Source organism: Pseudogulbenkiania subflava DSM 22618, from assembly GCF_900177275.1.
Taxonomy (GTDB): domain Bacteria; phylum Pseudomonadota; class Gammaproteobacteria; order Burkholderiales; family Chromobacteriaceae; genus Pseudogulbenkiania; species Pseudogulbenkiania subflava.
Window position 1 is genome coordinate 93,724 of the sequence record NZ_FXAG01000007.1, and the last position, 24,107, is coordinate 117,830.

17 protein-coding genes and 1 other RNA gene are annotated in these 24,107 nt (G+C 63.8%); 10 read left to right on the forward strand and 8 right to left on the reverse strand.

Annotated elements, in window-relative coordinates; translation table 11 throughout:
• The first annotated feature begins 1 nt into the window (after position 1).
• The 3 genes from B9N72_RS08390 (at position 2) to B9N72_RS08400 (ending at position 3,406) form a co-directional block, all read left to right on the forward strand.
• Positions 2–916, forward strand: coding sequence for an ABC transporter permease subunit (locus B9N72_RS08390; protein WP_085275967.1), 915 nt, complete (start codon positions 2–4; stop codon positions 914–916).
• Positions 909–1,808 (forward strand): ABC transporter permease subunit, encoded by a 900-nt coding sequence (locus tag B9N72_RS08395; RefSeq protein WP_085275968.1) that lies wholly within the window; start codon positions 909–911, stop codon positions 1,806–1,808. The genes B9N72_RS08390 and B9N72_RS08395 overlap by 8 nt, the downstream gene beginning before the upstream one ends.
• A gap of 215 nt (positions 1,809–2,023) precedes the next feature.
• Positions 2,024–3,406, forward strand: a complete 1,383-nt coding sequence (locus B9N72_RS08400; RefSeq protein WP_085275969.1) for a sensor domain-containing protein — start codon at positions 2,024–2,026, stop codon at positions 3,404–3,406.
• A gap of 5 nt (positions 3,407–3,411) precedes the next feature.
• Here B9N72_RS08400 and B9N72_RS08405 read toward each other — a convergent pair.
• A non-coding RNA gene (locus tag B9N72_RS08405) (sX9 sRNA) lies at positions 3,412–3,486 on the reverse strand.
• 425 nt (positions 3,487–3,911) lie between these two features.
• Between B9N72_RS08405 and B9N72_RS20730 the strand changes: the two genes are divergently transcribed.
• The 5 genes from B9N72_RS20730 (at position 3,912) to aauR (ending at position 11,445) form a co-directional block, all read left to right on the forward strand.
• A complete protein-coding gene (locus B9N72_RS20730; RefSeq protein ID WP_143477785.1) occupies positions 3,912–4,421 on the forward strand; it encodes a hypothetical protein in 510 nt (169 codons plus the stop codon).
• 55 nt (positions 4,422–4,476) lie between these two features.
• Positions 4,477–6,366: an arginine decarboxylase gene (speA, locus tag B9N72_RS08410; protein WP_085275970.1), complete on the forward strand. Its 1,890-nt coding sequence runs from the start codon at positions 4,477–4,479 to the stop codon at positions 6,364–6,366.
• Between the two features lie 461 nt (positions 6,367–6,827).
• The gene (locus tag B9N72_RS08415) at positions 6,828–8,129 is read left to right on the forward strand and encodes a dicarboxylate/amino acid:cation symporter (protein WP_085275971.1); all 1,302 of its coding nucleotides are present in this window, start codon (positions 6,828–6,830) and stop codon (positions 8,127–8,129) included.
• 135 nt (positions 8,130–8,264) lie between these two features.
• Positions 8,265–10,127 (forward strand): sensor histidine kinase, encoded by a 1,863-nt coding sequence (locus B9N72_RS08420; protein WP_085275972.1) that lies wholly within the window; start codon positions 8,265–8,267, stop codon positions 10,125–10,127.
• Positions 10,120–11,445, forward strand: a complete 1,326-nt coding sequence (aauR, locus tag B9N72_RS08425; protein WP_085275973.1) for a two-component response regulator AauR — start codon at positions 10,120–10,122, stop codon at positions 11,443–11,445. Before B9N72_RS08420 ends, aauR begins: the two co-directional genes overlap by 8 nt.
• A gap of 319 nt (positions 11,446–11,764) precedes the next feature.
• On the opposite strand, the gene B9N72_RS08430 is transcribed toward aauR, so the two are convergent.
• Positions 11,765–13,894, reverse strand: coding sequence for a methyl-accepting chemotaxis protein (locus B9N72_RS08430; RefSeq protein WP_234985926.1), 2,130 nt, complete (start codon positions 13,892–13,894; stop codon positions 11,765–11,767).
• A 265-nt stretch (positions 13,895–14,159) separates the two neighbouring features.
• On the opposite strand from B9N72_RS08430, the gene mmuM reads away from it, so the two are divergent.
• Complete coding sequence (mmuM, locus tag B9N72_RS08435) at positions 14,160–15,119, forward strand: homocysteine S-methyltransferase (RefSeq protein ID WP_085275975.1); 960 nt, start codon at positions 14,160–14,162, stop codon at positions 15,117–15,119.
• Between the two features lie 99 nt (positions 15,120–15,218).
• Positions 15,219–16,697, forward strand: a complete 1,479-nt coding sequence (gene pdxR, locus B9N72_RS08440; protein WP_159453031.1) for a MocR-like pyridoxine biosynthesis transcription factor PdxR — start codon at positions 15,219–15,221, stop codon at positions 16,695–16,697.
• Positions 16,698–16,728: 31 nt separating this feature from the next.
• On the opposite strand, the gene B9N72_RS08445 is transcribed toward pdxR, so the two are convergent.
• From B9N72_RS08445 to kdpE, 6 genes are all read right to left on the reverse strand, one after another.
• Positions 16,729–18,426 carry a class I adenylate-forming enzyme family protein gene (locus B9N72_RS08445; protein ID WP_085275977.1) on the reverse strand — a complete coding sequence of 566 codons (1,698 nt, stop codon included), beginning with the start codon at positions 18,424–18,426 and terminating at the stop codon, positions 16,729–16,731.
• Positions 18,427–18,469: 43 nt separating this feature from the next.
• Positions 18,470–19,600, reverse strand: a complete 1,131-nt coding sequence (locus tag B9N72_RS08450; RefSeq protein WP_085275978.1) for an MFS transporter — start codon at positions 19,598–19,600, stop codon at positions 18,470–18,472.
• A 35-nt stretch (positions 19,601–19,635) separates the two neighbouring features.
• Complete coding sequence (locus B9N72_RS08455) at positions 19,636–20,499, reverse strand: NAD-dependent epimerase/dehydratase family protein (RefSeq protein ID WP_085275979.1); 864 nt, start codon at positions 20,497–20,499, stop codon at positions 19,636–19,638.
• 17 nt (positions 20,500–20,516) lie between these two features.
• Positions 20,517–21,338, reverse strand: coding sequence for a 2-amino-3,7-dideoxy-D-threo-hept-6-ulosonate synthase (locus B9N72_RS08460; protein WP_085275980.1), 822 nt, complete (start codon positions 21,336–21,338; stop codon positions 20,517–20,519).
• Between the two features lie 9 nt (positions 21,339–21,347).
• On the reverse strand, positions 21,348–22,694 hold the full coding sequence (locus B9N72_RS08465; RefSeq protein WP_085275981.1) for a 3-dehydroquinate synthase II domain-containing protein: 1,347 nt from the start codon (positions 22,692–22,694) through the stop codon (positions 21,348–21,350).
• A 726-nt stretch (positions 22,695–23,420) separates the two neighbouring features.
• Complete coding sequence (kdpE, locus tag B9N72_RS08470) at positions 23,421–24,104, reverse strand: two-component system response regulator KdpE (RefSeq protein ID WP_085275982.1); 684 nt, start codon at positions 24,102–24,104, stop codon at positions 23,421–23,423.
• Between the last annotated feature and the right edge of the window lie 3 nt (positions 24,105–24,107).

Below are 24,107 nucleotides of genomic sequence, written 5' to 3' on the forward strand. Positions count from 1 at the left end.
TATGCTGCGTTCCATTCTCGAGCGGTTCAAGCCGGGCAAGGGGGCCGTGATCTCGGTGCCTTACCTGTGGCTGCTGGTGTTCTTCCTGGTGCCGTTCCTGATCGTGCTGAAGATCAGCTTCGCCGACCAGGATCTGGCGATTCCGCCGTTCACGCACCTGCTCAAGTACGACGGCGACATGAGCACGCTGAACATCGCGCTCAACCTGTCCAATTTCCTGTTCATCTTCACCAACGAGCTGTATCTCGATACCTACGTGTCGTCGCTCGAGGTGGCGTTGTTCACCACGCTGGCCTGCCTGTTGATTGGCTACCCGATCGCCTATGCCATCGCCCGTGCCAACCCGGCCATCCGCAATGTGCTGCTGATGCTTGTGATGCTGCCGTTCTGGACCTCGTTCCTGCTGCGGGTGTACGCCTGGATGGGCTTGCTCCAGCCCAACGGCATCATCAACAACCTGCTGATGTCGATGGGGCTGATCAGCCAGCCCTTGGAGATGTTCCACAACCAGTTCTCGCTCTATCTGGTGATGGTGTACGCCTATTTGCCGTTCATGATCCTGCCGCTCTACGCGCACCTGGTGAAAATGGATGTGACCCTGCTGGAAGCGGCCAACGATCTGGGCGCGCGGCCGTTCAAGACCTTCTGGACCATTACCTTGCCTCTGTCCAAGAACGGCATCATCGCTGGTTCGATGATGGTGTTCATCCCGGCGGTGGGCGAATTCGTGATCCCGGAACTGGTGGGCGGGCCGGACGTGCTGATGATCGGCAAGGTGTTGTGGAACGAGTTCTTCGACAACAACAACTGGCCGATGGCCTCGGCGGTGGCGACCATCATGGTGCTGTTCCTGATCGTGCCGATCGCGCTGTTCCACCGCTATGAAACCCGCCAACTGGAGGGGAAAAATGTATAACGGCAATCCGCTGCCCAAGACGCTCAAGGGGGTGTTGCTGCTGGGTTTCCTGTTCCTTTATGTACCGATCGTCAGCCTGATCATCTATTCGTTCAATGCCTCCAAGCTGGTGACGGTGTGGGGCGGTTTCTCGACGCGCTGGTACGTGTCGCTGATACAGAACGATCAGATCATCTCGGCGGTGACGCTGTCGATCAAGATCGCGCTGGCCTCCGCGACGGCGGCGGTGGTGCTGGGGACCATTGCCGGCTTTGTGCTGGCGCGCTTCGGGCGTTTTCGCGGCAGCACCTTGTTCGCCGGCATGATGACGGCGCCGATGGTGATGCCGGAAGTGATCACCGGCCTGTCGATGCTGCTCTTGTTCATCTCGATGCAGCAGTTCTTCGGCCAACCTTCCGAACGCGGCTTCTTCACCATCTGGGCCGGCCATACCACGCTGTGCATGGCCTACGTCGCCGTGGTGGTGCGCTCGCGTCTGATCGAGATCGACAAGAGCCTGGAAGAGGCGGCGATGGACCTGGGGGCCCGCCCGATGAAGATATTTTTCCTGATCACGCTGCCGCTGGTGTCGCAGGCCATTGCCTCGGGCTTCCTGCTGTCGATCACGCTATCGCTGGACGACCTGGTGACGACGTCCTTCCTGTCCGGGCCGGGGGCGACCACGTTGCCGATGGTGATCTTCTCCAAGGTGCGCCTGGGGTTGAATCCGGAGATCAACGCGCTGGCGGCGATCACCGTGCTGCTGGTGGGGATTTTTGTGCTGGTGGCCAACTATCTGATGCTCAGCGCCCAGCGCAACCGGATGCGTGCCATGGCGGCGGCCATGCGCGAAAACGATGCGCCGGCCCCACCCGGCAACGGGGCGGGAGGAGCGGTGGCGACGGCCCCCTGATGGCGGGTACGGAGGCGGACGGATTCGCAAGAGTCTGTCCGCTTTCTTGTTTTGCGGGTGGCCACAGAGCGATGGCTGGATCCCGTCCTGTGCGGTGGCGGGCCGTGCAGGATGGGGAGGATTCCCTGGTATTGGGCGGTGACCGGCGCTTATTGGCGGCCCTGGACCTCGATCGACCCCTAACGTTTTACCTTTTCAGGCAATATGCTTAGCTCATGGACACAAAAAACGGTGCGCCCTTGGCAAGCTTCATCGACCTCCTGCTCGACGCTATCTGTATCGTCGATGTCGAGGGGCGCTTTGTTTTCGTCAGCGCCGCCTGCGAGCGCATCTTTGGCTATACGCAAGCGGAATTGATCGGCAAGCCGATGATCGAGTTGGTGCTGCCGGAAGACCGAGCCAGGACGCTGGAGGCGGCCCGCCAGATCATGTCGGGGGATGCCAAGCCGCACTTCGAGAATCGCTATGTGCGCAAGGACGGCCAGGTGGTCCACATCATGTGGTCGGCACGCTGGTCGGAGGCCGACCAGGTGAGGGTGGCCGTCGCCCGCGACATTACCGAGCGCAAGCGGGCGGAGTCCTTGCAGGCGGCGCTGTACGCCATTTCCGAGGCGGCGCATGGGGCCGAGGATTTGCTGGCCTTGTTTCAGCATATTCGGCAGATCGTCGGCAACCTGCTGCCGGGTCAGAAGTTTTCCGTGGCGCTGTACGACGCCGAGCAGGAGCGGCTGAGTTTTCCGTACCATGTCGACGCCCGCAATCATTTCCCGGTGCCGCGCAACCCCGCTACCACCCTGCTGTGCGAAGAGGTCATCCGTACCGGGCAGCCGCTGCTGCTGACCCCCGCGACGGTGGATGCCGTGCCGCCGCCGCTCAGGGCCGCGGTCTCCACGGATGCCGCGTGCTGGCTGGCGGTTCCGCTCAACTCGCTGAAGGGCATCATCGGTGCCCTGGTGCTGAAGAGCCATGCTGATGGCGTGCGTTACACCGAGAAGGACAAGGAGCTGCTGCAGTTCGTCTCGGCCCAGATTGCCACTGCGATCGAGCGCAAGCAGCTGCATGCCAGACTGCAGCAGATGGCGCAGTATGACGAATTGACCAGCCTGCCCAACCGCCGCTTGCTGCACGGCCGCCTGAAAGCGGCGTTGGCAAGGGCGCGTCGCGAGCAGGGGCGCTTGTGCCTGCTGTATCTCGATCTGGACAAGTTCAAGCAGGTGAACGACAGCTTTGGCCACGCTACCGGTGATCTGCTGCTGCAGGAGGTGGCCAGGCGGCTCAGGCAGTGCGTGCGGGAGAGCGATACCGTGGCGCGCATCGGCGGTGACGAATTCGTGGTGCTGCTGGAGAGCATTGCCTTGCCGGAGCATGCCTGGCGGGTGGCCGAGAAAATCCGCAGCGCCCTCGATCATCCGCTGAACCTCGACGGCCGGCACCTGCGCATCCTGCCGAGTATTGGGATCGCTCTGTTTCCCGAGCACGGCGACGAGGAGCAGCAGCTGCTCAAGCATGCCGATGACGCCATGTATCGCGCCAAGAAGACGGCGGAGGGCGACGCGCCAAAGCTCGACGACGGCGCACGGGCAGAGTCGTCGGCATAAGAGCCTGTTTACGATTTGTCGCGAGCGGCCCTCAGCGGGGTGAGGAGCAGCGCCGGAACCGGAATGTACAAGTAGTACATGAGGATTCCTGATCGCTGAGCGAATCACTACGTGCCAATCTTCGATTTGCTCAGTGATAGATTCGCACGCAGTGCACATGAGCCCCGATCAGGGAGGCGCAGCAAGATCATGAACAGGTTCTAAGCGCGCTGGCGGTTCCGGAGGGTGTGGGCCGTCATCGCCGCCGCAGTGAGGTCATGCCCGGGGGAACGCTGCCGCTCTACGCGCGTCAAACACGGGCCAAGGGTGGGGTGGTGCAGCTTTCATCGCCCTGACATCCTCCAGGACTATCCTGCCGGGACGAGGTGGCAGGACAGGGTCGGGGGCTGGGTGACGGCGGCAAGCCTCTGCCTTGCCTGCCGTCGTTGCGCGGCTTGCCGGCACTTGGCGAAGCTGGTGTGACGGGCATCGCCGGTCTCCGTGCCGATGGAAAGAGGGACATGGCATGACCCTGTATTTCCAGTTGCTTTCCGTTTCGGCGTGGTATCGGGCACCGTCGGCGGCTTCTCGTGGCGGCGTGTCGGGCGGCTTCCGGGGCCGGCTGTGGCGCGATGGTGGTGGCGGCTCAAAATTCTCCTTGTCATCGTGCGTGATGTTGCTAAAATCCGCGCTCGTTTTGCATCGCAATAACGCACAAAAAGATTGTTTCGCTCCGACATCCCAGGCCCACATAAAAGCTCGCAAGCCCGAAAGCCGTGCATGTGGGGCGTGTTTACCTTATTTTGAGGATTGCGCTGGCTCGTCGCCTGCCAGCGGCAAGGCGGGTGGCACGGCGCCTTGGTTATTCCAAGGCCAAGCCGCCCAACGCCGCCGATGGCGGGGCGACGGGCCAGCCCTCCGGGGCCAGATTCTGCCGGCGCATCGCGGCATCGTGCGCCCCTGGCCGTGCCGGCACGGCGGCGGGGCTTTCTCTTTGCGCTGCATCCGGCAGAGTCCGGCCGCAACCGCAAAATAAGGTAAACACGCCCCAAGGAGCGGGGTTCTCCATCGAATCATTGAAGGAAAAACTCATGGCTTGGTCTGTGGCTGAGAGCCGGAGCCTGTACGGCATCCGGCATTGGGGGGCGGGGTATTTCGAGGTTGGGGACGACGGTCACGTCAAGGTCCGCCCCAATTCCCGTCAGCAAAACTGCGAAATCGATCTGTACGACCTGGTGCACGCGCTGTCCGACAAGGGCCTGGACCTGCCGCTCCTGGTGCGCTTCCCGGACATTCTGCAAGACCGCGTGACCCGTCTTTGCGGCGCGTTCGACAAGGCCATCGCCGAAGTCGGCTATGGCAGCCAGTACACCGCGCTCTATCCGATCAAGGTCAACCAGCAGGAAGCGGTGATCAAGAGCATCATCGCCACGCCGGACGTGTCGATCGGCCTCGAAGCCGGCTCCAAGCCGGAGCTGATGGCGGTGCTGGCGCTGGCGCCCAAGGGGTGCACCATCACCTGCAACGGCTACAAGGACCGCGATTTCGTGCGTCTGGCGCTGATTGGCCAGAAGCTCGGTCACAAGGTGTTCATCGTGATCGAGAAGGAGGTCGAGGTCGATCTGGTGATCGAGGAGGCGCAGAAGCTCGGCGTGCGTCCGCTGGTCGGGGTGCGTGTGCGGCTGTCGTCGCTGAATTCCGACAACCAGTGGGCCGACACCGGCGGCGAGAAGGGCAAGTTCGGCTTGTCGGCGTCTCAGCTGATCGACGTGGCTGGCAAGATGGAAGCCGCCGGCATGGCCGATTGCGTGCGCCTGCTGCATTTCCACATGGGTTCGCAGATCGCCAACATTGCCGATTACCGCCTGGGCTTCCGTGAGGCGATCCGCTATTTCGGCGAGCTGCGCGAGCTGGGCCTGCCAATCGACCACGTCGACGTCGGTGGCGGCCTGGGGGTCGATTACGACGGCACCCACTCGCGCAATGCCAGTTCGATCAACTACGACATGGACGAGTACGCGCAAGTGATCGTGTCGATGTTGGCCGAGTTCTGCGACGAAAACGGCCTGCCGCATCCGCGCATCATGTCGGAGTCGGGCCGTGCCATGACCGCGCACCATGCCGTGCTGATCATGAACGTGACCGACGTGGAGCGTCTGCCGGAGAGCGTGCCGGTGCTGGACGACATCGATGCGCTGGCCGCGCCGGTACGGAAGTTGTACGAGCTGAGCAAGCTGAACGATGCCGAAACGGTGACGGAGACCTATTACCGCGCCAGCCATTATGTGGCCGAAGTGGCCGAGATGTACGCCGAGGGGCGCCTTGGCCTGAGGGACAAGGCCAATGCCGAGCGGCTCTATTACGCGCTGTGTCGTTGCCTGCACGACCAACTGCAGCTCAACCACCAGCGTTCGCAGCGTCAGGTGTTCGACGAGCTGACCGACAAGCTGGCCGACAAGTATTTCTGCAATTTCTCGGTGTTCCAGTCGCTGCCGGATACCTGGGCCATCGATCAGGTGCTGCCGATCATGCCGGTGCATCGCCTCGACGAGAAGCCGACGCGGCGTGCGGTGCTGCAGGATCTGACTTGTGACTCCGACGGCAAGATCAAGCACTACGTCGACCAGCAGAGCATCGAGTCGACCATGGCGGTGCACGCGGTGAAGCCGGGTGACGAGTACCTGGTCGCCGCCTTCATGGTGGGTGCCTACCAGGAAATCCTGGGCGACATGCACAACCTGTTCGGCGACACCGACTCGGTCAACGTGTTCGTGCGCGAGGGCTGCCGTCTGGAGTTCTCTGGCGTCGAGGAGCACGACACCATCGAGGACATGCTGCGTTACGTGCACCTGTCTCCGGAGGAGATTCTCAACCGCTACGAGGAGAAGGCGCGCGCAGCCAAGCTGTCGGCCGACGAGCGCAATACCTACTTCGCCGAGTTCTGCCGCGGGCTCAAGCAGTCGTCCTACCTGTCGGTCTGATCACCCCTTTTCCTCCTTGCCAGAGGTTGGCCGAAGCATCGTCTTCGGCCAACCTTTTTTCGTTTGGGCGGGCTTGAAAGCCGGTGTGGCCGCCCGGCCCTCACGTTCGGATAACCGAACGGTGGCGGGGGTGTCATTCCGCCTATCCGTAATCATGCGCATGTCGTTAAAAAAAATCCAATAAAAACAGTGTGTTGCGAAAATGTTTCGAGGCGTCGGGCTGGCACGCTTCGTGCAATAAAGGAGCGCCGGCCAGGGTGACACCCACCAACCCTGGCGGGCCAACAACAAAACGATTTCCGGCCGCAGCGCAGCAGCGCGCGCGCAGGGACCACCAAACGGTCCACCCCGGTCGCTCAGGCCGGATGGACGAGCAAAGGCGGGGTCGGTTGGCAAGACCGCCCCCAACGCCCTGGCCACGACGATGGCCGAGGGGCAGACCTTCACTGGAGAGGCATTTAGTGAAACTCAATAGACTGACCACCTTCATCCTGGCCGCCATGGTGCTGGGTATCCTGACCGGCTACGTATGGCGCGAGATGGCCACCGACGAGGCCGCGATCAAATCGTTCGCCGACAACATTTCGATCCTGACCGATGTCTTCCTGCGTCTGATCAAGATGATCATCGCCCCGCTGGTGTTCTCCACCCTGGTAGTTGGGATTGCCAAGATGGGCGACACCAAGACCGTCGGCCGCATCGGCGCCAAGACCATGGCGTGGTTCATGACCGCTTCGTTCTTCTCGCTGAGCCTGGGCCTGGTTATGGTCAACCTGCTCAAGCCGGGTGTCGGCCTGGGTCTGCCGCTGCCGGACGTGCACGCCTCGAGTGGCATCGAGGCGGGCGCCATCACGCTGAAGGATTTCGTCACCCACGCCATTCCGAAGAGCGTGGTCGAGGCGATGGGCAAGAACGAGATCCTGCAGATCGTGGTGTTCTCGGTATTCTTCGGCTGTGCCGGCGCCGCCATTGGCGATCGCGCCAAGCCGGTGGTCGACATGCTCGACTCCGTTGCGCACATCATGCTCAAGGTGACCGGCTACGTGATGAACTTCGCGCCGCTCGCCGTGTTTGCCGCGATTGCCGCCATGGTGGCCAAGGAAGGTCTGGGCATTCTCGCCACCTACGGCACCTTCATGGCCGAGTTCTACCTGTCGATCACCGGCTTGTGGCTGGTGCTGATCCTGGCCGGCGGCCTGTTCCTCGGTCGCCGCGTGCTGACCCTGATGAAGATGGTGCGCGAGCCGGCGCTGCTGGCGTTCTCCACCGCCAGCTCGGAAGCCGCCTATCCGAAAACGCTGGAACTGCTGGAGCGCTTCGGCTGCTCGCGCAAGGTGGCCAGCTTCGTGCTGCCGATGGGCTACTCGTTCAACCTTGACGGTTCGATGATGTACTGCACCTTCGCCTCCATCTTCATCGCCCAGGCTTACGGCATCCATCTGACGCTGGCCCAGGAAATCACCATGATGCTGATCCTGATGGTGACCTCGAAGGGCATGGCCGGCGTGCCGCGCGCTTCGCTGGTGGTGATCGCCGCCACGCTGTCGCAGTTCAACATCCCGGAAGCCGGCCTGTTGCTGCTGTTGGGCATCGACCACTTCCTCGACATGGGCCGTTCCGCCACCAACGTGATCGGTAACGCCATCGCCGCCAGCGTGGTGGCCAAGTCCGAGGGTGCTCTGGGTGCCGGCGAACTGGAAGGCGAGGACGACGATACCGATCCGGATGCTCGCACCGATGATCTGGCGCCGGCGCGTACCTGATCCCCGCTTCTAGCGTTATCTCGAACGGCCTCCTGCGCGAGGCCGTTTTCCTTGCAGGGCTGTCCTCGCCGACGGCTCTGTGATAGAACGATACAAGATCGTCTTCGCCGAATCCTCCGAATCGACCCCATCGTGATGCTGCGCATTCCCAAACGTTTTCTGCCCTACCTGCTGGCCGTGGTTTTCGGGCTGATGCTGGCCATCGGCTACACCACCTACCGGGTGAGCGAGAACAGTGGCATCGAGGCGCTGACCGACAGCGGCACGCGTCAGCTCGAACTGCATGCGCGCGGGCTCGAGAGCGAGATCGACAAATACAGCTTCGTGCCGAACATCCTCGGGCTGGAGGAGCGCATTCTCAATGTGCTGACCTCGCCCGATCCGTTTCCCGGGCCGCAGAATCTGGCCAACCGCTATCTGGAAGAGCTGAACCAGCAGACCTCGACCAGCACCATCTACGTCATCAACACCGAAGGACGGGTGCTGGCGTCGAGCAACTGGCGCCGCGCCGACAGCTACGTCGGCGAGGACCTGTCGTTTCGCGACTATTTTCAGGAAGCGCTCAAGGGCGGGCAGGGGCGTTCCTACGGCGTCGGCACCACGCGCGCCGAGCCGGGCTACTACCTGGCGCAAGGGCTGAAGAAGGACGGCAAGATCATCGGCGTGGCGGTGGTCAAGGTGCGGCTCGACCAGCTCGAACCGAGCTGGCAGTGGGCCGACACCGACGCCTTCGTCAGCGATGAGAACGGCGTTATCATCCTGGCCTCGGAGCCGGAGTGGAAGCTGCACACGCTGAATCCGTTGTCGCCGGCACGGCGCGAAGAACTGGCGCGCAGCCTGCGCTACTACTGGGCGCCCTTGCCCTTGCTGCAGGTGGCGCAGCGGCAAGCCCTCGACGTGGGGCTGGAGCGCTGGGCGCTGCAAATGCCGGGGGGCGTCAAGGGGGTGAACCGCCCGACCGACTTCCTGGCGCAGACGCGCAGCCTGAAAGATACGTCGTGGAAACTGACCCTGCTCACCCCGCTCAAGACGGTGCGCAAGACGGCGCTGAGCAACGCCGCGCTGGCGGTGGCGGGCTTCGTCATCCTGGTGATCCTGCTGGTGGCGTGGAACGAGCGGCGCAAGGTGCTGGCGGCGCGGTTCGCCGCACGCGAGGCGCTGGAGCGCGCCAACAGCCAGCTCGAGCGCAAGATCGCCGAGCGCACCGCCGACCTGATCGCCAGCAACGACCGCCTCAAGGCCGAGATCCGCGAGCGCCAGCTCGCCGAGAACACCTTGCGCAAGGCACAGGACGGCCTGGTGCAGGCGGGTAAGCTGGCGGTGATCGGGCAGATGTCGACCAGCATCGCGCACGAACTCAACCAGCCCCTGGCGGCGCTGCGCACACTGTCGGGCAACACCATGAAATTCCTGGCGCGCGGCAAGCTGGAGACGGCTTCGGCCAACCTGCAGACCATCAACGAGCTGGTGGAGCGCATGGGCAAGATCACCACCTCGCTGCGCTCGTTCGCGCGCAAGTCGACCGAGCCGATCGGCGAGGCCAGCGTGCTGCAGGCGGCGGACGCCGCGCTGTTCCTGCTGCAGCCGCGCCTGGCCAGCCCGCCGGTGAAGGTGGTGCGCGAGCTGGACGACTGCCGCGTGCTGATCGACCAGACCCGGCTCGAGCAAATCCTGGTCAACCTGATCGGCAACGCGCTCGACGCCATGCAGGCCTGCCCGCGACGCGAGCTGCAGCTCTCGTTGCGCCTGGTTGGCGAGAACTGCCGGCTGTCGGTGCGCGACAGCGGGCCGGGCTTGCCGGAGGAGGTGCGCTCGCGCCTGTTCGAACCGTTTTTCACCACCAAGCCGGAAGGGCGCGGGCTGGGGCTGGGGCTGGCGCTGTCGGCCGGCATGGCCACCGAGGTCGGCGGCTCGCTGATCGCGCAGAACCCGGACGGCGGTGGTGCCGAATTCATCCTGACGCTGCCGCTGGCGGCAGTAAAGCAGAACCATGACTGAAGAAGAATTGTTATCCGTCCTGATCGTCGAAGACGATCCTACCGTGCGCCTGGGCTGCGAGCAGGCGCTGCAGCTGGAGGACATCCCGGTGATCGGCGTGGACAGCGCCGAGGCGGCGCTCAAGCATGTCGGACCGGATTTCGCCGGCATCGTCATCAGCGACATCCACCTGCCCGGCATGGACGGCATGGCGCTGATGCGCCGCCTCAAGGAGCAGGAGCGCGCGCTGCCGGTGGTGCTGATCACCGGCCACGGCGACGTGACGCTGGCGGTGCAGGCGATGAAGGACGGCGCCTACGATTTCGTCGAGAAGCCGTTCTCGCCCGAGCGCCTGGTGGACGTGGCGCGGCGCGCGCTGGAACAGCGCCGCCTGACGCTGGAGGTGGCGGCGCTGCAGCGTCAGCTGCACGGCCGCACCGCGCTGGAGCAGCGCCTGATCGGCCGCTCGCCGGCGATCCAGCAGCTGCGCCAGCTGATCATGAACGTGGCCGATACTTCGGCCAACGTGCTGATCCACGGCGAGACCGGCACCGGCAAGGAGCTGGTGGCGAGCTGCCTGCACGAGTACAGCCGGCGCAACGCGCACAACTTCGTCGCGCTCAACTGCGGCGGTTTGCCGGAAAACCTGTTCGAGAGCGAAATCTTTGGCCACGAGGCCAACGCCTTCACCGGTGCCGGCAAGCGCCGCATCGGCAAGATCGAGCACGCCAACAAGGGCACGCTGTTCCTCGACGAAGTGGAAACCATGCCGATCAACCTGCAGATCAAGCTGTTGCGGGTGCTGCAGGAACACAAGCTGGAGCGGCTGGGCTCGAACCAGTTGGTCGACGTCGATTGCCGCCTGATCGCCGCCACCAAGGAAGACCTGGAGCAGCTGGGGCAGCAGGGGCGTTTCCGTTCCGACCTCTACTACCGCCTCAACGTGGTGACGCTGGAGCTGCCGCCGTTGCGCGAGCGGCGCGAGGACATCCCGCTGCTGTTCGAATCGTTCCTGCAGCAGGCGGCGCTGCGCTACGGCCGGGAGGCGCCCGAGGCCGATCGCCAGACGCTGTCGCGCCTGATGGCGCACGACTGGCCGGGCAACGTGCGCGAGCTGCGCAACGTCGCCGAACGCTTCGCGCTGGGCCTGCCGGTGTTCAAGGGCGCCGCCTCTGGCGACACCCCGCCGCCGAGTCTGGCCGAGGCGGTGGAGGCGTTCGAGAAAGCGATGATCGCCGAGGTGATGCGCCGCCACGACGGCAACCTGAGCCAGACCAGCGTGGCGCTCAACATGCCGAAGACCACGCTGTACGACAAGGTCAAGAAGTACGGTTTGTAAGAGCCTATTCAAGGCCTTTTCCGGCTGCGCTGGCCCGGCAATGGCCAGCTGCCAGGTGGACGGCGCAGACCTTCGTCATTCCAAGGTCAAGTTGCCCAACACCGCAGATGGCCGTTGGCCGCCCCGCCCCTCGGGGCCGGGTACTGCCGGCGCATCGCGTTGTCGTTCGTCCCTGGCAGTGAATGACACTGCGGCGGGGCTCTCTTCTCGCGCTGCATCCGGCAGTACCCGTCCGCCGCCGCAAAAAGACTTTGAACAGGCTCTAAGCCCTGACGAGGTTGGCCGAAGCCGGTGGCTTCGGCCAACCTCGAGCGGCCTCTCAGGCGCCCTGGCTACTGACCTGGAACTTGCCGGTGAGCATGGCCAGCTCGGCGATGGTGTGGCGCGTCTGCTCCACGCTCTGGGTCAGCGCCTGCTGCGCCAGTTGCATGCCGCCCGCCACCGAACCGATGGCGTGGGTGTCGCTGGCGTGCTCCTGGCCGCTATGGGTCAGGGTGCGGATGGTGTCGATCAGGCCATCGACGATCTCCTGTACCTCGCGGTTTTCCCCGGCCGAGGCTTCGGCCAACCTCAACCCCTCTTCGAGATGGCTCATGCCGCCTTGCATGGTGTCCACCGCGGCGGCGGCCTGGCGCTGCACCTTCTGGATCATCTGGTCGATTTCCGCGGTATTGCGGCTGGTGCGCTCGGCCAGCTTGCGCACTTCGTCGGCCACCACGGCAAAGCCGCGCCCGGCTTCGCCGGCGCGCGCCGCCTCGATCGCGGCGTTGAGCGCCAAGAGGTTGGTCTGGTCGGCGATCTCGTGGATCAGGCTCACCACCTGGCCGATGTCGCGCGTGCTGTTGCCCAGATCGTTGATGATGTCGGCCGAGGCGCCGACGGTCTGGCGGATGGCCAGCGTACGGCTGCTGACCTCGGCGAGCTGGCGCCGCGCCGCCTCGGCCTGCTGCGTCATCGCGGTCTGCATGCTGCCGGCGTGGTGGTTGGCGTCGTCCAGCGCCGTCATCTGCCGGCTCAGGCCTTCCCGTGTCTTGTCGACGGTACTGAACACCTGGCCCGCCGCCACCGCGGCGCCGGTATTGTGTTCGGCCATGCGGCGGTTGTGCTCCTCCAGGTGGCGGCTGACGCGCACCAGCCGCGCCAGTGTGGTGTCGAGATGGTCGATCAGGCTGTTGACCCACTGCGCCATCACCCCGGTTTCGTCGGCCGACAACTGCTGGCGGTCGATGCGCAACGTCAGGTTGCCGCCACCTTCGGCAACGTTGCGGATCATGCCGGAGACGCCGCGCAGGCGTAGCGCCAGCGGCCGGGTGCAAAGCTGGCGGAAGGCCGTGGCGCCGGCCAGCAGCAGCGCGCCGTAGCCGGCAAGGCGCAGCCACAGCGGCAGTCCGTCGAGTGTCGACGTCCCCAGCGTGGCCGCGCCCAGCGCCAGCTGGATCAGCAGGAAGCCGCGCATCAGCTGGTAGCTGATCGGGCGGTAGCGGTACACCTCCTCCAGGTCGGCCTCGCACATCATGCCCCAGGTGTCGGGGGAGCCGGGCAGCTGGAAGGTGATGCCCTTGCCGACCACCGGGATGTGGCGGTAATCGGAGTAACCGGGGTAGGTGACGAACAGGTTCTGCCCCTGGCGGATGGTTTCGCGTACGCCCGGGTGGAGCTGTCCGGTGGCGGGGTCGTTGAAGGTCAATTCAAACTCGGTGTGCTCGCGCACGCTGACCGTGCCGTAGTCGGTCTTCACCCCGTCCTTGAGGTTGTCGCCGCCGCTGAATGTGCGGTCTTCGAAACGCGAGCGCGACAGCGCGGTGCCCGGGGCGATGCCGGGGTCGAAGGCGGAGCTGACCATGAACAGGTAGTTGTCGCCCGACTCGTGGAAGATGTGGCCGGCCTCGCGCTGGATCAGGTCGCCCAGCACGTCGTTGGGCACGCGTGCACAGAGGCAGCCGAGGGTGTCGCCGCCACGCCGCAGCGGCAGGTAGAACATCATCGTCACCGCGTCGTGAAAGCGCGAGCTGCGCGCCCCCAGCGCGCGCGTCTCGGCATCCAGGTAGGGGCCGTGCAGCCAGCGTTGCTGCAGACCCTTGTCGAGCGCCGCCGTCGTCACGCCCTGCTGGCCGCAGCGGCTTGGGGCAGTAGATGCCAAGACGCGGTTGGCCGGCGACACCACGAACAACTCGGTGACTTCGGCCAGGCTTTGGTAATAGCCGCCGAGCAGCGCAGGCCAGTCGGCGGCGGGCTGGCTCGCCAGCTGTTCGCTCAGGCCAGCCAGCGCTTGCCAGTGCTGCTCGGTCCATTGCGTCAGCGTTCTGACCCGGGTGCGGGCGAAGCTGTCGAACACGTTTTCCATCGTTGCGTAGCGGTCGCGGCTGAGAAAGCACGACCAGCGCATCGCGAGCTTGCCGGTCTTGCCGAACAGCGGCAGCCAGCGGCGTTCGGTTGCATTCAAGTTCATCTGCCTGCTCTGTAATGACGACATGGTTTTACCCCTTGGCTTGTTATTTCCTTGGCAACAAGCAAGATCGGTTCCCGTGCCATCCTAAATGCGTAGTCCATTTGGCGTATTGCGAACTCTTCGATTATGAAAAACGGGCATTCATGGTGCATGCCATAGTGCGTGGGTCGTTGCGCTGCACCATGGAGGGGCGTTTGGCGATGGATTGAGTGCCCCCGCCATTGAACGCATAATTCCTCATCTTCCAACGCAGACCACGATAATCATGACCTCCCCAATCACCGACCCCGTGGCCGCCATCCTGGCCGACTATCCGGTGCTGATCCTGGACGGCGCCCTGGCCACCGAGCTGCAGCAACGCGGCTGCGACCTCAACGACCCGCTGTGGTCGGCGCGCGTGCTGATCGAACAGCCCGAACTGATCCGCCAGGTGCATGAGGATTACTTCGCCGCCGGCGCCGACGTCGCCACCACCGCCAGCTACCAGGCGACGTTCGAAGGCTTCGCCCGGCGCGGTTACGACGCCGAGGCGGCGGCCGGCCTGATGCGCCGCGCCATCACGCTGGCGGTGGAGGCGCGCGACGCCTTCTGGAGTGTCTCTGCTCACCGAGCGGGTCGGCCGAAACCGCTGGTGGCCGCCTCGGTCGGCCCGTACGGCGCGATGCTGGCGGACGGCTCGGAATACCGCGGCGACTACGGCCTTAGCGAACAGCAGCTGATGGACTTCCACCGCCCGCGCCTCAAGGTGTTGCTCGAGGCCGGCGCCGATCTGCTGGCGTGCGAGACCATCCCCTGCCAGGTCGAGGCGCGCGCGCTGGCACGCCTCTTGGCCGAAGAATTCCCGTCCGCCCGCGCCTGGATCAGCTTCAGCTGCAAGGACGGCGAACACACTTGCCAGGGCGAGCAGCTGGCCGACGCGGTGGCCGAACTCAATAACGTGGAGCAGGTGGTGGCGGTGGGGGTGAACTGCACCGCGCCCGAATTCATCCCGGCGCTGGTGGCCGCGGCGCATGGCGCCACCACCAAGCCGCTGCTGGTCTACCCGAACTCCGGCGAGCATTACGACCCCGAGCACAAGTGCTGGCACGGCCACGCCGACGCCAACCGCTTCGCCGAGGCGGCGCGCGGCTGGCACCAGGCCGGGGCGCGTCTGATCGGCGGCTGCTGCCGTACCACGCCGCAGGACATCCGCGCGGTGGCGGAGTGGGCGCGGCCGCAGGCGTAGGCGGCGCACCTTCAAATTCTGAATTGAAGCCAGCCTGCTCTTGTGGATTGGCCATCAGACTCCGCGCAGCTTAGAACTCACTCAACCAGAGTTTTGAAATTGAAAAACCAGACGCCACAGCATAATTTCGAGTTGAACAGGAGCAGTGAAGAGTTGCTCTACCGGCAGGTATATCGGAGATTCAAGGAGGCCATTCTCAGCGGCACCTATCCGCCCGGTATGCGTGTTCCGTCCATTCGTACGCTGGCCTCTGAGCTCAAGCTTTCGCGCAATACGATCGAGAACGCTTACGATCTGCTCAACGGCGAGGGATTCTTTGTCAGCAACGGCCAGGCCGGAACCACGATCGCGGACCTCGGCTTCCACCAGCTCACCCCGCGCCCTGCGCAGGTCGAGCCCAAGAGTGCGGCAGCGCGTTTGACCGTGCGCCCGTTCCAGATCGGCGTGCCGGCGCTCGATGCCTTTCCGTTGTCGATCTGGCACACGCTCTGCCAGCGGCAACTCAAGTCGCGACATGAAATTAGCCAGATATTGAGCGATGTTCAGGGGTATCTGCCTCTGCGCGAAGCGATCGCTGCCTACCTGAGTGTTTCGCGCGGGATCAGTTGCACACCGTCCCGAGTATTCATCACCTCGGGTTACCGCCAGTCGATGTTGCTTTTGGCCAGCACGTTGCTCAAGGCCGGGGATGCCGTCTGGATCGAGGATCCCTCCTATCCGCCCGCCCGGCAGTTGTTCGGGAAGCTGGGTATCCGCCAGGTGCCGGTTCCGGTGGATGCCGAAGGCATGGACGTGTCCGAAGGGGTGCGACTGGCGCCTGATGCGCGGATGGCGCTGCTCAGCCCCGCCAACCAGAGTCCGCTGGGAACGGTGCTGTCCATGTCCCGGCGCATGGCTCTGCTGTCATGGGCGGAGAGCCACTCGGCCTGGTTGATCGAGGACGACTACGACAGCGAGTACTGTTCCGACGGCCGCCTGCTGCCGACGCTCAGTAGCCTGGACCGTCTCGGGCGGACCTGCTATCTGGGAACCTTCAGCAAGACGCTGCATCCCGAGTTGCGCCTCGCCTACGCGGTCGTTCCGGAGGGTCTTGTCGAGACCGTCTCGGAGACCGCTGGGCAGTTGCTGGACGGTTGCCCGCTGCACGAACAGAAGGCCCTTGCAACCTTTATCGCCGACGGGCATTTTGGGCGTCATCTGAAGAAGATGCGGACGCTCTATGTCCGGCGTCGTGAAATGCTGGTCGAGGCGCTGCAGTCGCGCCTGGCTGGGCACGTTCACATCAGCCCATTCAGCCGCGGCCTGTGCTTGCTGGTCTACTTGGCGGATGATTGCGACGACGTTGCGATCGCGCAGCGGGCATGCGCTGCCGGCTTGTCCGTTGCCAGCCTGTCGCCCCGTGCGACTGAGGACAATCACAAACGTGGCCTTCTGCTCGGGTTCGCCAACATTGTCGATGCGCAATCAGCCGAGCAAGACGTTGAGACGCTGGCGGCCTGCCTCGCCACAGCGGAGCTGATCCCCTCAGGTTCACTGGGGCGTGGCCGTCACTTTGCAGGCCTGGAGCCTGCAAAGTGACGGCCAGCGCGTGTTGTGTCGCGAGGGCGGATTAAAGGTTGCGAAAGACCGCCAGGTCGAAACTTGTTTTCTGCCCCTCCTCATACGCCTGGTGATGCGCCCAGAACTCCTCCCGGATGGTTCGCTTGAGGGCCTTGCCTGTCGTGCCGGTGGCCAATGGCTGATCGGGAAGGCAGTTCACCACGCACGCCGGCACAGGTCCGCCCAGACGTTGGCGCAGCAGATCGTCGAGCTGATCCAGTACCGTGTGGCAGCAACGCTCGGCCTGCTCCGGCGGAACGCTGACGAATGCCGTGACCATCTGCGTGGTTTTCGGCGAAAGAGGGATGCCCGTCACGGTCACGTCTGGCACGGTGGCGCTTTTCAGCACGGCTTCTTCCAGCACGAGCGAGTACGCGGTACCGCGCGAGGTCGCTATGACGTCGACGGCTCGGTCGAGGTGGTAGAAGGCGCCAGCCTCGTCCAGGTAGCCAACGTCTCCGGTGAGCCAATCCCCATCCGGGGTACGGCAACGCTTCGTCAGGGATGGGTCACGGTAGTAGCCGGGAGTGATCGCTCCAGACCGCAAGGCGACGTAGCCGATTTGTCCTGGCGGCAGTGCTTTTCCTTCGTCGTCGAGGATGCGCGCAGTGGCGAATGGCACCGGGTGGCCGACACATCGGTCGCCAGCAATGCCGGATTCGAGCGAGGATACTTTGGTGAACAGGGCCATGCCCAACTCCGATGCGCCGAAGCCATCGTGGAATGTGGCCTTCGGGGCCGCGGTGAGCAATGCGCGGACGTGGGCCTCATGCGCGGTATCGCCAGTGTTGTAGCAGCGGCGCAGTGAGGGCAGCGCGCCGGGCTTGAGCGCGGCGTCTGCCAGGGCCGCATAGGTCTGAGGGAAGGCCGCGAGCACGGTCGGAGCGAACTCGGCGATGCGTGCCGCCACGGCCGGACTGGCCAGTTGCGAAAGCACCAGGGTCGGCATTCCCAGCAGGACCGCGGTCATCAGGTAGCTGAAACCCGCGGAATGCGAGTGAGGTAGGGCGCTGACCATGCGTTCCTCGTTGCATTGTGGGAAATGCAGCAATCTGTCTCGCTTGCCGAAGAAGAACTGCTGGTGGCCGAACAACACGGCCTTGGGGATGCCCGTGGTGCCGGAGCTGTGGCAGATCATGATCGTTTCGTCTTGCGCGTCAAAGTGCGCCGGCCAGGGTGGAAAGGCCGCGCCGCCATCGGGCGGGACATCCGCGCCCGATGTGTCGGCGTCAAGGAAGCGGACATCCGTGGCGCCAAGTTGCTGAAGAGCATGGGCCTGGCCGTGCCCGTCAAAGGTGAAGAAGTCGAACTGGTACTTGCGGTGATAGGTCAATGCGATTTCGGGCCTCATGCGCCAGCTCACGGGCGCGGGGATTGCGCGCAAGCTGATCAGCGCCAGCGCATGCAGGAACTGCGACAACCCTTCTTCGGTGTAGACGCAGACCACGTGGCCCGCGCGCACTCCCTGGCGCCAGTACCAGGCCGTCAAATCGGCAACCGCTTCGCACAGCTGCACTAACGTCAGTGACGCATAGACGATACCGGCCGGTGACCGCCACGGCTGCTCAAGGAAGAACAGCGCGCCGCCCCGATCGACGGGCTGTTCCAGCACTTTAAAGAGAAAGTTCCCACATCCGAGTTCTGGATCCGCATGCAGTCGCTGTCTTGCTTCCAGGGAGTGGGGTTGGCACGGTAGAGGCTTGGACATTTATTTGGGCTCAGGAGGGGTCAAGAGGAATGGGGATTGCGCGTCATGGACGCGCATGAAGGAAGGCGGCCGCGCCAGCGCCGGTCAGGGCCAGGGTCGTCGCCAGGGCGATCACGCCGAGCATCCCCACGGCGGCGTAGACGAAGCCGCTGGCTGTGGCGCCGGTCGTGATGCCTATGTAGAGGCTGCTGCTAAGCAGGCCCATAACGGTTGGACGCCGCGCCGTGAAACGTTGGGTGGCGGTCGCCTGTAACGCGGGAAAAAATCCGTAGGCCACCAGCGAGAGCACGAACATGTTGATGGACAGTGCCCACACAGCGTGCGTTTGATAGACGAAGTACAGGCAGACATTGGTGCAGACCATCATGGCGAAGCACAATCGCACCATCCGAACCGGTCCGATGTGGTCGGCCATGCGTCCACCCTGTAGGCTGCCAATCGTTGCCCCCAGCCCGAAGCAGGTCAGGACGGTGGCTATGCCACCAACAGACAGTTGGTATTCAGCGTCGAGGGCCGCTGCGAGCATCGTGTAGCCGGCATAGATGCTTGCGCCCCAGAGCACCATGCATACCAGGTAAAGGACGGCTCCACGAAGAGGCTCCTGAGCTCTTGCACTCGATGACGACTGCGGACGGGTATTGCTTGATGCTCGCCAAGAGAAGCGATTGACTGGGAGCATCATCAGGAAGGCCAGGGCCAGCAAGCCGAACACCAGCCGCCAGCCGGAATAGTTCCCCAACACGAGGCCTAGCGGCGCTCCCAGGATCAACGCAATAACCAAGCCCGAGTTGATCCGCGCGAGGTTGGTGGCACGCTGGTTCAACGCCGAGCGTTCGGCGGCCAGGGCGTACAGCATCGGCGAGATCGAGGCGGCGGCCAGGCCCGCGAGCACGCGGCTGGCCAGCAAGGCCGGTACGCTGGTGGCCAGCGCGGTGAGGAAATTGGCCAGCGCAATCGTGAAAACGCCGAACAGTAGCACCCGTGGCACGCCGATGCGCTCGGCGACGTGCCCCTGCAGCGGACACGCGATGGCGTAAGTGATGCTAAACAGGCTGACCATCAGCGTGAGCTGCGAGGGCTCGCGCCCGAGGTCGTGCCCAATCTGTGGCAAGAATGGAGACACCACGAACAGATCGGTTCCGACCAGGAAGATGGTGAGCCAGCCGACGATCATCCATGACCGCTGCCCGCCTTCTGCGAAAGTTGCACTCAATTTCTCACCTCGTCGGCCTGAAGCGTGCTTTGCGCCGAAGCCCGCATGGTTTCAAAGACATCCGGATGCTTCGGGGCCCACCCCGTTACACGTAGGCGCTGGTTGGAAACCCTGAACGACGGCAAGGCATTGAGCACTGGCGCATCATTGACCGGAGGACTGAGCGCGAAGCCGGAGAACAGGTCGTCGTAAGTGACGGGGCGGTCGTCGGACACAATGTAGGTGCTTCGCGTCGGCAACGTCACCGCGTGGGCAAATGCGGCGGCCAGGTCGTCGATGTGGACCAAGCTGATCCAGCGCGTGGAATCCTCGGGGGGGCGTAACCGACCCGAGGCGATGCGCGCGAAGAACGCACTGTCCCGCGCCGTGTCTGGACCATAGACGGCGGCTCCGCGCAGCAGCACCCAATCCAGAGGGGACCGCTGCACGTTGGCTTCCATCACCACCGCAGAGGTCAGAATGCCTTGTCCGGTCACCTCGCCGGACTCGTTGGCGACGCGCCCGCCTTCCTGATGCAGCATGGCCACGCTCTGCTGGATCAGGCGGCAACTACCCCCTGACTGGTATAGCGTCTCCAGCACGTTGCGCGTGCCATCGATGCGAATGCGGTCATTGACGCCCCAGTCGCCGCGACCTTTCCCGTTGGGAATGCTGGTGGCCAGATTGATTACCACGTCGAGGCCGGCCAGCGCCCGTTCCAGGGAGGCTGGCTCCAGGACGTCGGCCACCCATTGTTCGGCGCCCGCCGGAACTTCGTGAGCAGCGCGCGTCAGGCACCGCACGTGGTGGCCTTGGGCCAGCAATAGCGGTGCGAGATGGCGTCCGATCACGCCTGTGGAACCCAAGATTCCGATCTGCATCGTGAATACCCCCGTTCTCAGGCCAATGCCGCTTCTCTGCGGCTCCGATGCACCCACTGGGCGGCTGGCTGCGTTCCGTGGACGGCCTCGGCCATCGCGCGGAGGAAGCCGGTCGGGTCATGGGCCTGGAAGAAGTTACGGCCGATGCACACGCCGGCGGCACCGCCAGTCATCGCGGCGCGCACCATCTGCAAAGCCGCCTGCGGTGTGTCCGATTTCTCACCACCGGCAATCAGCACCGGGCTAAAGCATCCGTCTACCACTTCGCGCATGGCGGCAGCGGATCCGGGGTAGCTGACCTTGACCAGATCGGCTCCCATCTCGGCTGCCACGCGGGCGCCCAGCTTGACGTCGGAGACGTCGTTCGAGACCTGCCCCTTGCGGCGCACATACACCATGGCCAGCAAGGGCATGTTCCAGCGCTGACAATGGGAAACCACGGTACCGAAGTCGCGCATCATCTGGTTTTCGCTATCCACGCCGAGATTGACGTGGATCGATACCGCGTCCGCCCCGATCTGCAGGGCATCCTCAACGCATGCGACTTGCGATTTGGCGCTCGCGTCCGCACTCAGCGCCGTGCTGCTGGAGATGTGCAGAATGCGCGGCGGCATCAGGTGCGGTGGCAGCATTTCTCCCACCCACGCCATCGCGCCACGATGAAGCACGACACCCTGGACTTGGGCGCTGGCGCCGCACAAGTGCGATACGGCAGACGCTAGATCGGCAAGGCCCTCGATCGGACCAAGCGTCGCGCCATGGTCCATCGGAACAATCAGTGACTTGCCGGAGGCCATTTGGCGCAGCCGGGACAGTCGGACTTTCTTTCCACTCGACATACTTGAGTCTCACTTTTCCAGGATGTGTTCGGTTACACGCAAGCCGGTATGACGCCCAGGAGCATCGACATGCGCGAGCAGCTTGTCGCCCGGCTGGAGCAACGTGCAATGCCGGACCTTGCCATCAGCGCCCATCACACGAACATGCCAGTCGTTCTGAAGAAACGTGTTGATGTAGACGTAGCGCTCGTCCGTGCTGGCGATGTCCTCGCCATCGGGCGTCACGCCGCGTTTGAGCCGGGCATCCACGCGGGCCGCTTCGCGTATTTCCTCGGAAATTTGGTCAATGGACACGCGGCACATGACCTTCAGCATGGGGCGCCGCTCGATCTTGGCCCGGCCGATGGACACCACGCGCGCCGTACCGTCCTTGTTTGCGCACAGGACTGCGGAGCCTGCCTCCATCTCGCTCAGGTACATGGCCTCGCCATTCGTGCCCCATATGTAGGAATGCACCGCGCCAGCGTTGACCCTGAACTCGCGTAAATTCATGTGTGGCAGGAAATGGGTCTCCGAGCACACGAAAATGCCCCCCCACCCAGTGGAGCCGATGATCATCCCTTCCTCGGCGGTCATCATCGACGTGGTGTCGACACATACGCGATGACCCAGGCCGGTGTGCTGAACCTCCACCACCTCAGCCTCGACCAGCGCGATCCGGCTGCTTTGACGGCCGCGCAAATTGAGGCTCAGGGAGCGTACGGCAGCGCAGTCGCGCGTGTGGAACAGGACGCCCACGCCTTGCTCCATCGTCGCCAGCGCATTCAAGGACTGGTCCACGTCCTCGACGACGTTGCGCAGGCCTTTGATGGGCACGCTGCGGAGGACCTGCGTTGCCTGGTCCTCGATCTTGGCCAGCAAGAGCTCATAGGGAATGTAGGTGGCATGCTCGATGTCGATCACCACGAAATCGTCGCCCCGGGAGCACACCGCGACGCAACGCGGGAAGTCCTTTTGCAGATCGACGACATTGATCATCAGCCCTGCCTTGAATTGGCGGGCCGCGGCAGCCAAACGAAGTTCTTCTTCGGAAGTGAACACCCAGACATCGGCCGGCAGCGTGTCGAGCTGCTCAAGGCGCTCAACCCAGACGACACGCTGTTTGGTGGTGCTGTACGTTTCCAGTTGATCAGGCGTCAGCACTAAGTGTGTGCAGTTGCTTTGTTCGACCTCTATTTTCAGCGCCTCATCGGCCAAGTCACGAGCATCGAACCACCACAGGGTCTCTCCGGCGCCGTGGACGGTAACGCCATTCCTTTGTGTGGAACTACTCAGGGTCCCGCGTGGCCTGGTTGAGTGTTTGGAATGGACTACATCGGTTCTGTTGGCGACAGCATCGGCTTCGCAATGGATCATGGAATTCCCTTTTTGATAAGACAGTGGAAATGCTGAGTTCAAGATGTGAGTGATTTCTGACGCCACCTTCGGCTTAATGTAGATTTAATGTTATGACAAAAGAATTTTTGTGGGCAGGGCAAGAAAGGCGTGACTGAGCAGGCCAAAGAGGGACAAAGAGGAGTGTTTTCTGCAGGTCATGTTTTGGGATTCAGTTGGGCAGAGAGCCCAGAGGGATATACAGAAGGTGTCCATTTCTCGGCCCACAGTCGGCTGCGGCCGGCGTCAAGGCCTGGTAGATCAGGTCCATGACGGAAAGGGAAGAGATAGTCGGAGGTCAGAGAGGAGGGTGTAAACGGCGTATCGTATGTTCAGGTGGGGTATAAAAATATAAATGGCATGCGAGTTCATCCCGGCGTGGTGTCAGCGGCGCGCGCCGCCCGATCGCTCAGGCAAACGCGCTGGCCGAGTAGGGGCGTAATTCTCTCCGCGTGGATTGACCCAATCGGCTATGCTGAGTAAAAAGACCCAATCGATTTGGTTGGGCTTTTCTGTCGGGTCTGCCGGGCCGGGCAGCCGGGGCTCAGTGTGCGGGTTGGGTTGAGCGAAGCCCAATCATTCATGAGCATCTCATGGGACCTCACTGCGGCAAGCAGCAACCTACGTATCCACAATGCCGCTCAGTCATCTGTCAGAGCCCGATCTTCACGATCGGGCTTTTTCGTTAACGGATCGGCTATCGCCGTTTCAGGTCTGCAGCCGGTAGCCCACGCCCAGCTCGGTGAGCAGGTGCTTGGGCTGCGACGGGTCGTCTTCCAGCTTCTGGCGCAGGTGGCCCATGTAGATGCGCAGGTAGTGCGGGCGCTCGACGTAGTCCGGCCCCCAGGTGTCGAGCAGCAGCTGGCGGTGTGTCAGCACGCGGCCCTGGCCCTTGATCAGCGCCGAGAGCAGGCGGTATTCGACCGGGGTCAGGTGCACCTCGGTGCCGGCGCGGCTAACGCGGCGCTGCGGCAGGTCGACGCAGACCTGGCCAAAGCTGACCAGGGTCTGCCCCGCGGCGGCGGTGGCACCGCGCCGCAGCTGGGCGCGCAGCCTGGCCAGCAGCTCCGGCACGCCGAAGGGCTTGACCAGATAGTCGTCCGCCCCCTGGTCGAGCGAGGCCACCTTTTCCTCTTCCTGATAGCGTGCCGACAGCACTACGACGGGCACCGCCGACCAGCCGCGCAACTCGCGGATCACCTCGCGCCCGTCCATGTCCGGGAGGCCGAGGTCGACGATCACCAGCTCGGGCTGGCGAGTGGCGGCTTCGATCAAGCCGCGTCCGCCGCTGTCGGCTTCGAACACCGCAAAACCTTCCGCCTCCAGCGCGGCGCGCAGGAAGCGGCGGATTTGCGGGTCGTCCTCGATGATCAGCAGGCGGCGGTCGTTCATGTG

Excerpts from the sequence above, each read along its gene's own strand:
- B9N72_RS08460 (WP_085275980.1), bottom strand. The coding sequence starts at position 21,338 with ATGTCGAGTGGAAAGAAAGTCCGACTGTCCCGGCTGCGCCAAATGGCC.
- B9N72_RS08455 (WP_085275979.1), bottom strand. The coding sequence starts at position 20,499 with ATGCAGATCGGAATCTTGGGTTCCACAGGCGTGATCGGACGCCATCTC.
- kdpE (WP_085275982.1), bottom strand. The coding sequence starts at position 24,104 with ATGAACGACCGCCGCCTGCTGATCATCGAGGACGACCCGCAAATCCGC.
- B9N72_RS08445 (WP_085275977.1), bottom strand. The coding sequence starts at position 18,426 with ATGTCCAAGCCTCTACCGTGCCAACCCCACTCCCTGGAAGCAAGACAG.
- B9N72_RS08420 (WP_085275972.1), top strand. The coding sequence starts at position 8,265 with ATGCTGCGCATTCCCAAACGTTTTCTGCCCTACCTGCTGGCCGTGGTT.
- aauR (WP_085275973.1), top strand. The coding sequence starts at position 10,120 with ATGACTGAAGAAGAATTGTTATCCGTCCTGATCGTCGAAGACGATCCT.
- speA (WP_085275970.1), top strand. The coding sequence starts at position 4,477 with ATGGCTTGGTCTGTGGCTGAGAGCCGGAGCCTGTACGGCATCCGGCAT.
- B9N72_RS08395 (WP_085275968.1), top strand. The coding sequence starts at position 909 with ATGTATAACGGCAATCCGCTGCCCAAGACGCTCAAGGGGGTGTTGCTG.
- B9N72_RS08465 (WP_085275981.1), bottom strand. The coding sequence starts at position 22,694 with ATGATCCATTGCGAAGCCGATGCTGTCGCCAACAGAACCGATGTAGTC.
- mmuM (WP_085275975.1), top strand. The coding sequence starts at position 14,160 with ATGACCTCCCCAATCACCGACCCCGTGGCCGCCATCCTGGCCGACTAT.
- B9N72_RS08400 (WP_085275969.1), top strand. The coding sequence starts at position 2,024 with ATGGACACAAAAAACGGTGCGCCCTTGGCAAGCTTCATCGACCTCCTG.
- B9N72_RS20730 (WP_143477785.1), top strand. The coding sequence starts at position 3,912 with ATGACCCTGTATTTCCAGTTGCTTTCCGTTTCGGCGTGGTATCGGGCA.
- B9N72_RS08430 (WP_234985926.1), bottom strand. The coding sequence starts at position 13,894 with ATGAACTTGAATGCAACCGAACGCCGCTGGCTGCCGCTGTTCGGCAAG.
- B9N72_RS08390 (WP_085275967.1), top strand. The coding sequence starts at position 2 with ATGCTGCGTTCCATTCTCGAGCGGTTCAAGCCGGGCAAGGGGGCCGTG.
- B9N72_RS08450 (WP_085275978.1), bottom strand. The coding sequence starts at position 19,600 with ATGATCGTCGGCTGGCTCACCATCTTCCTGGTCGGAACCGATCTGTTC.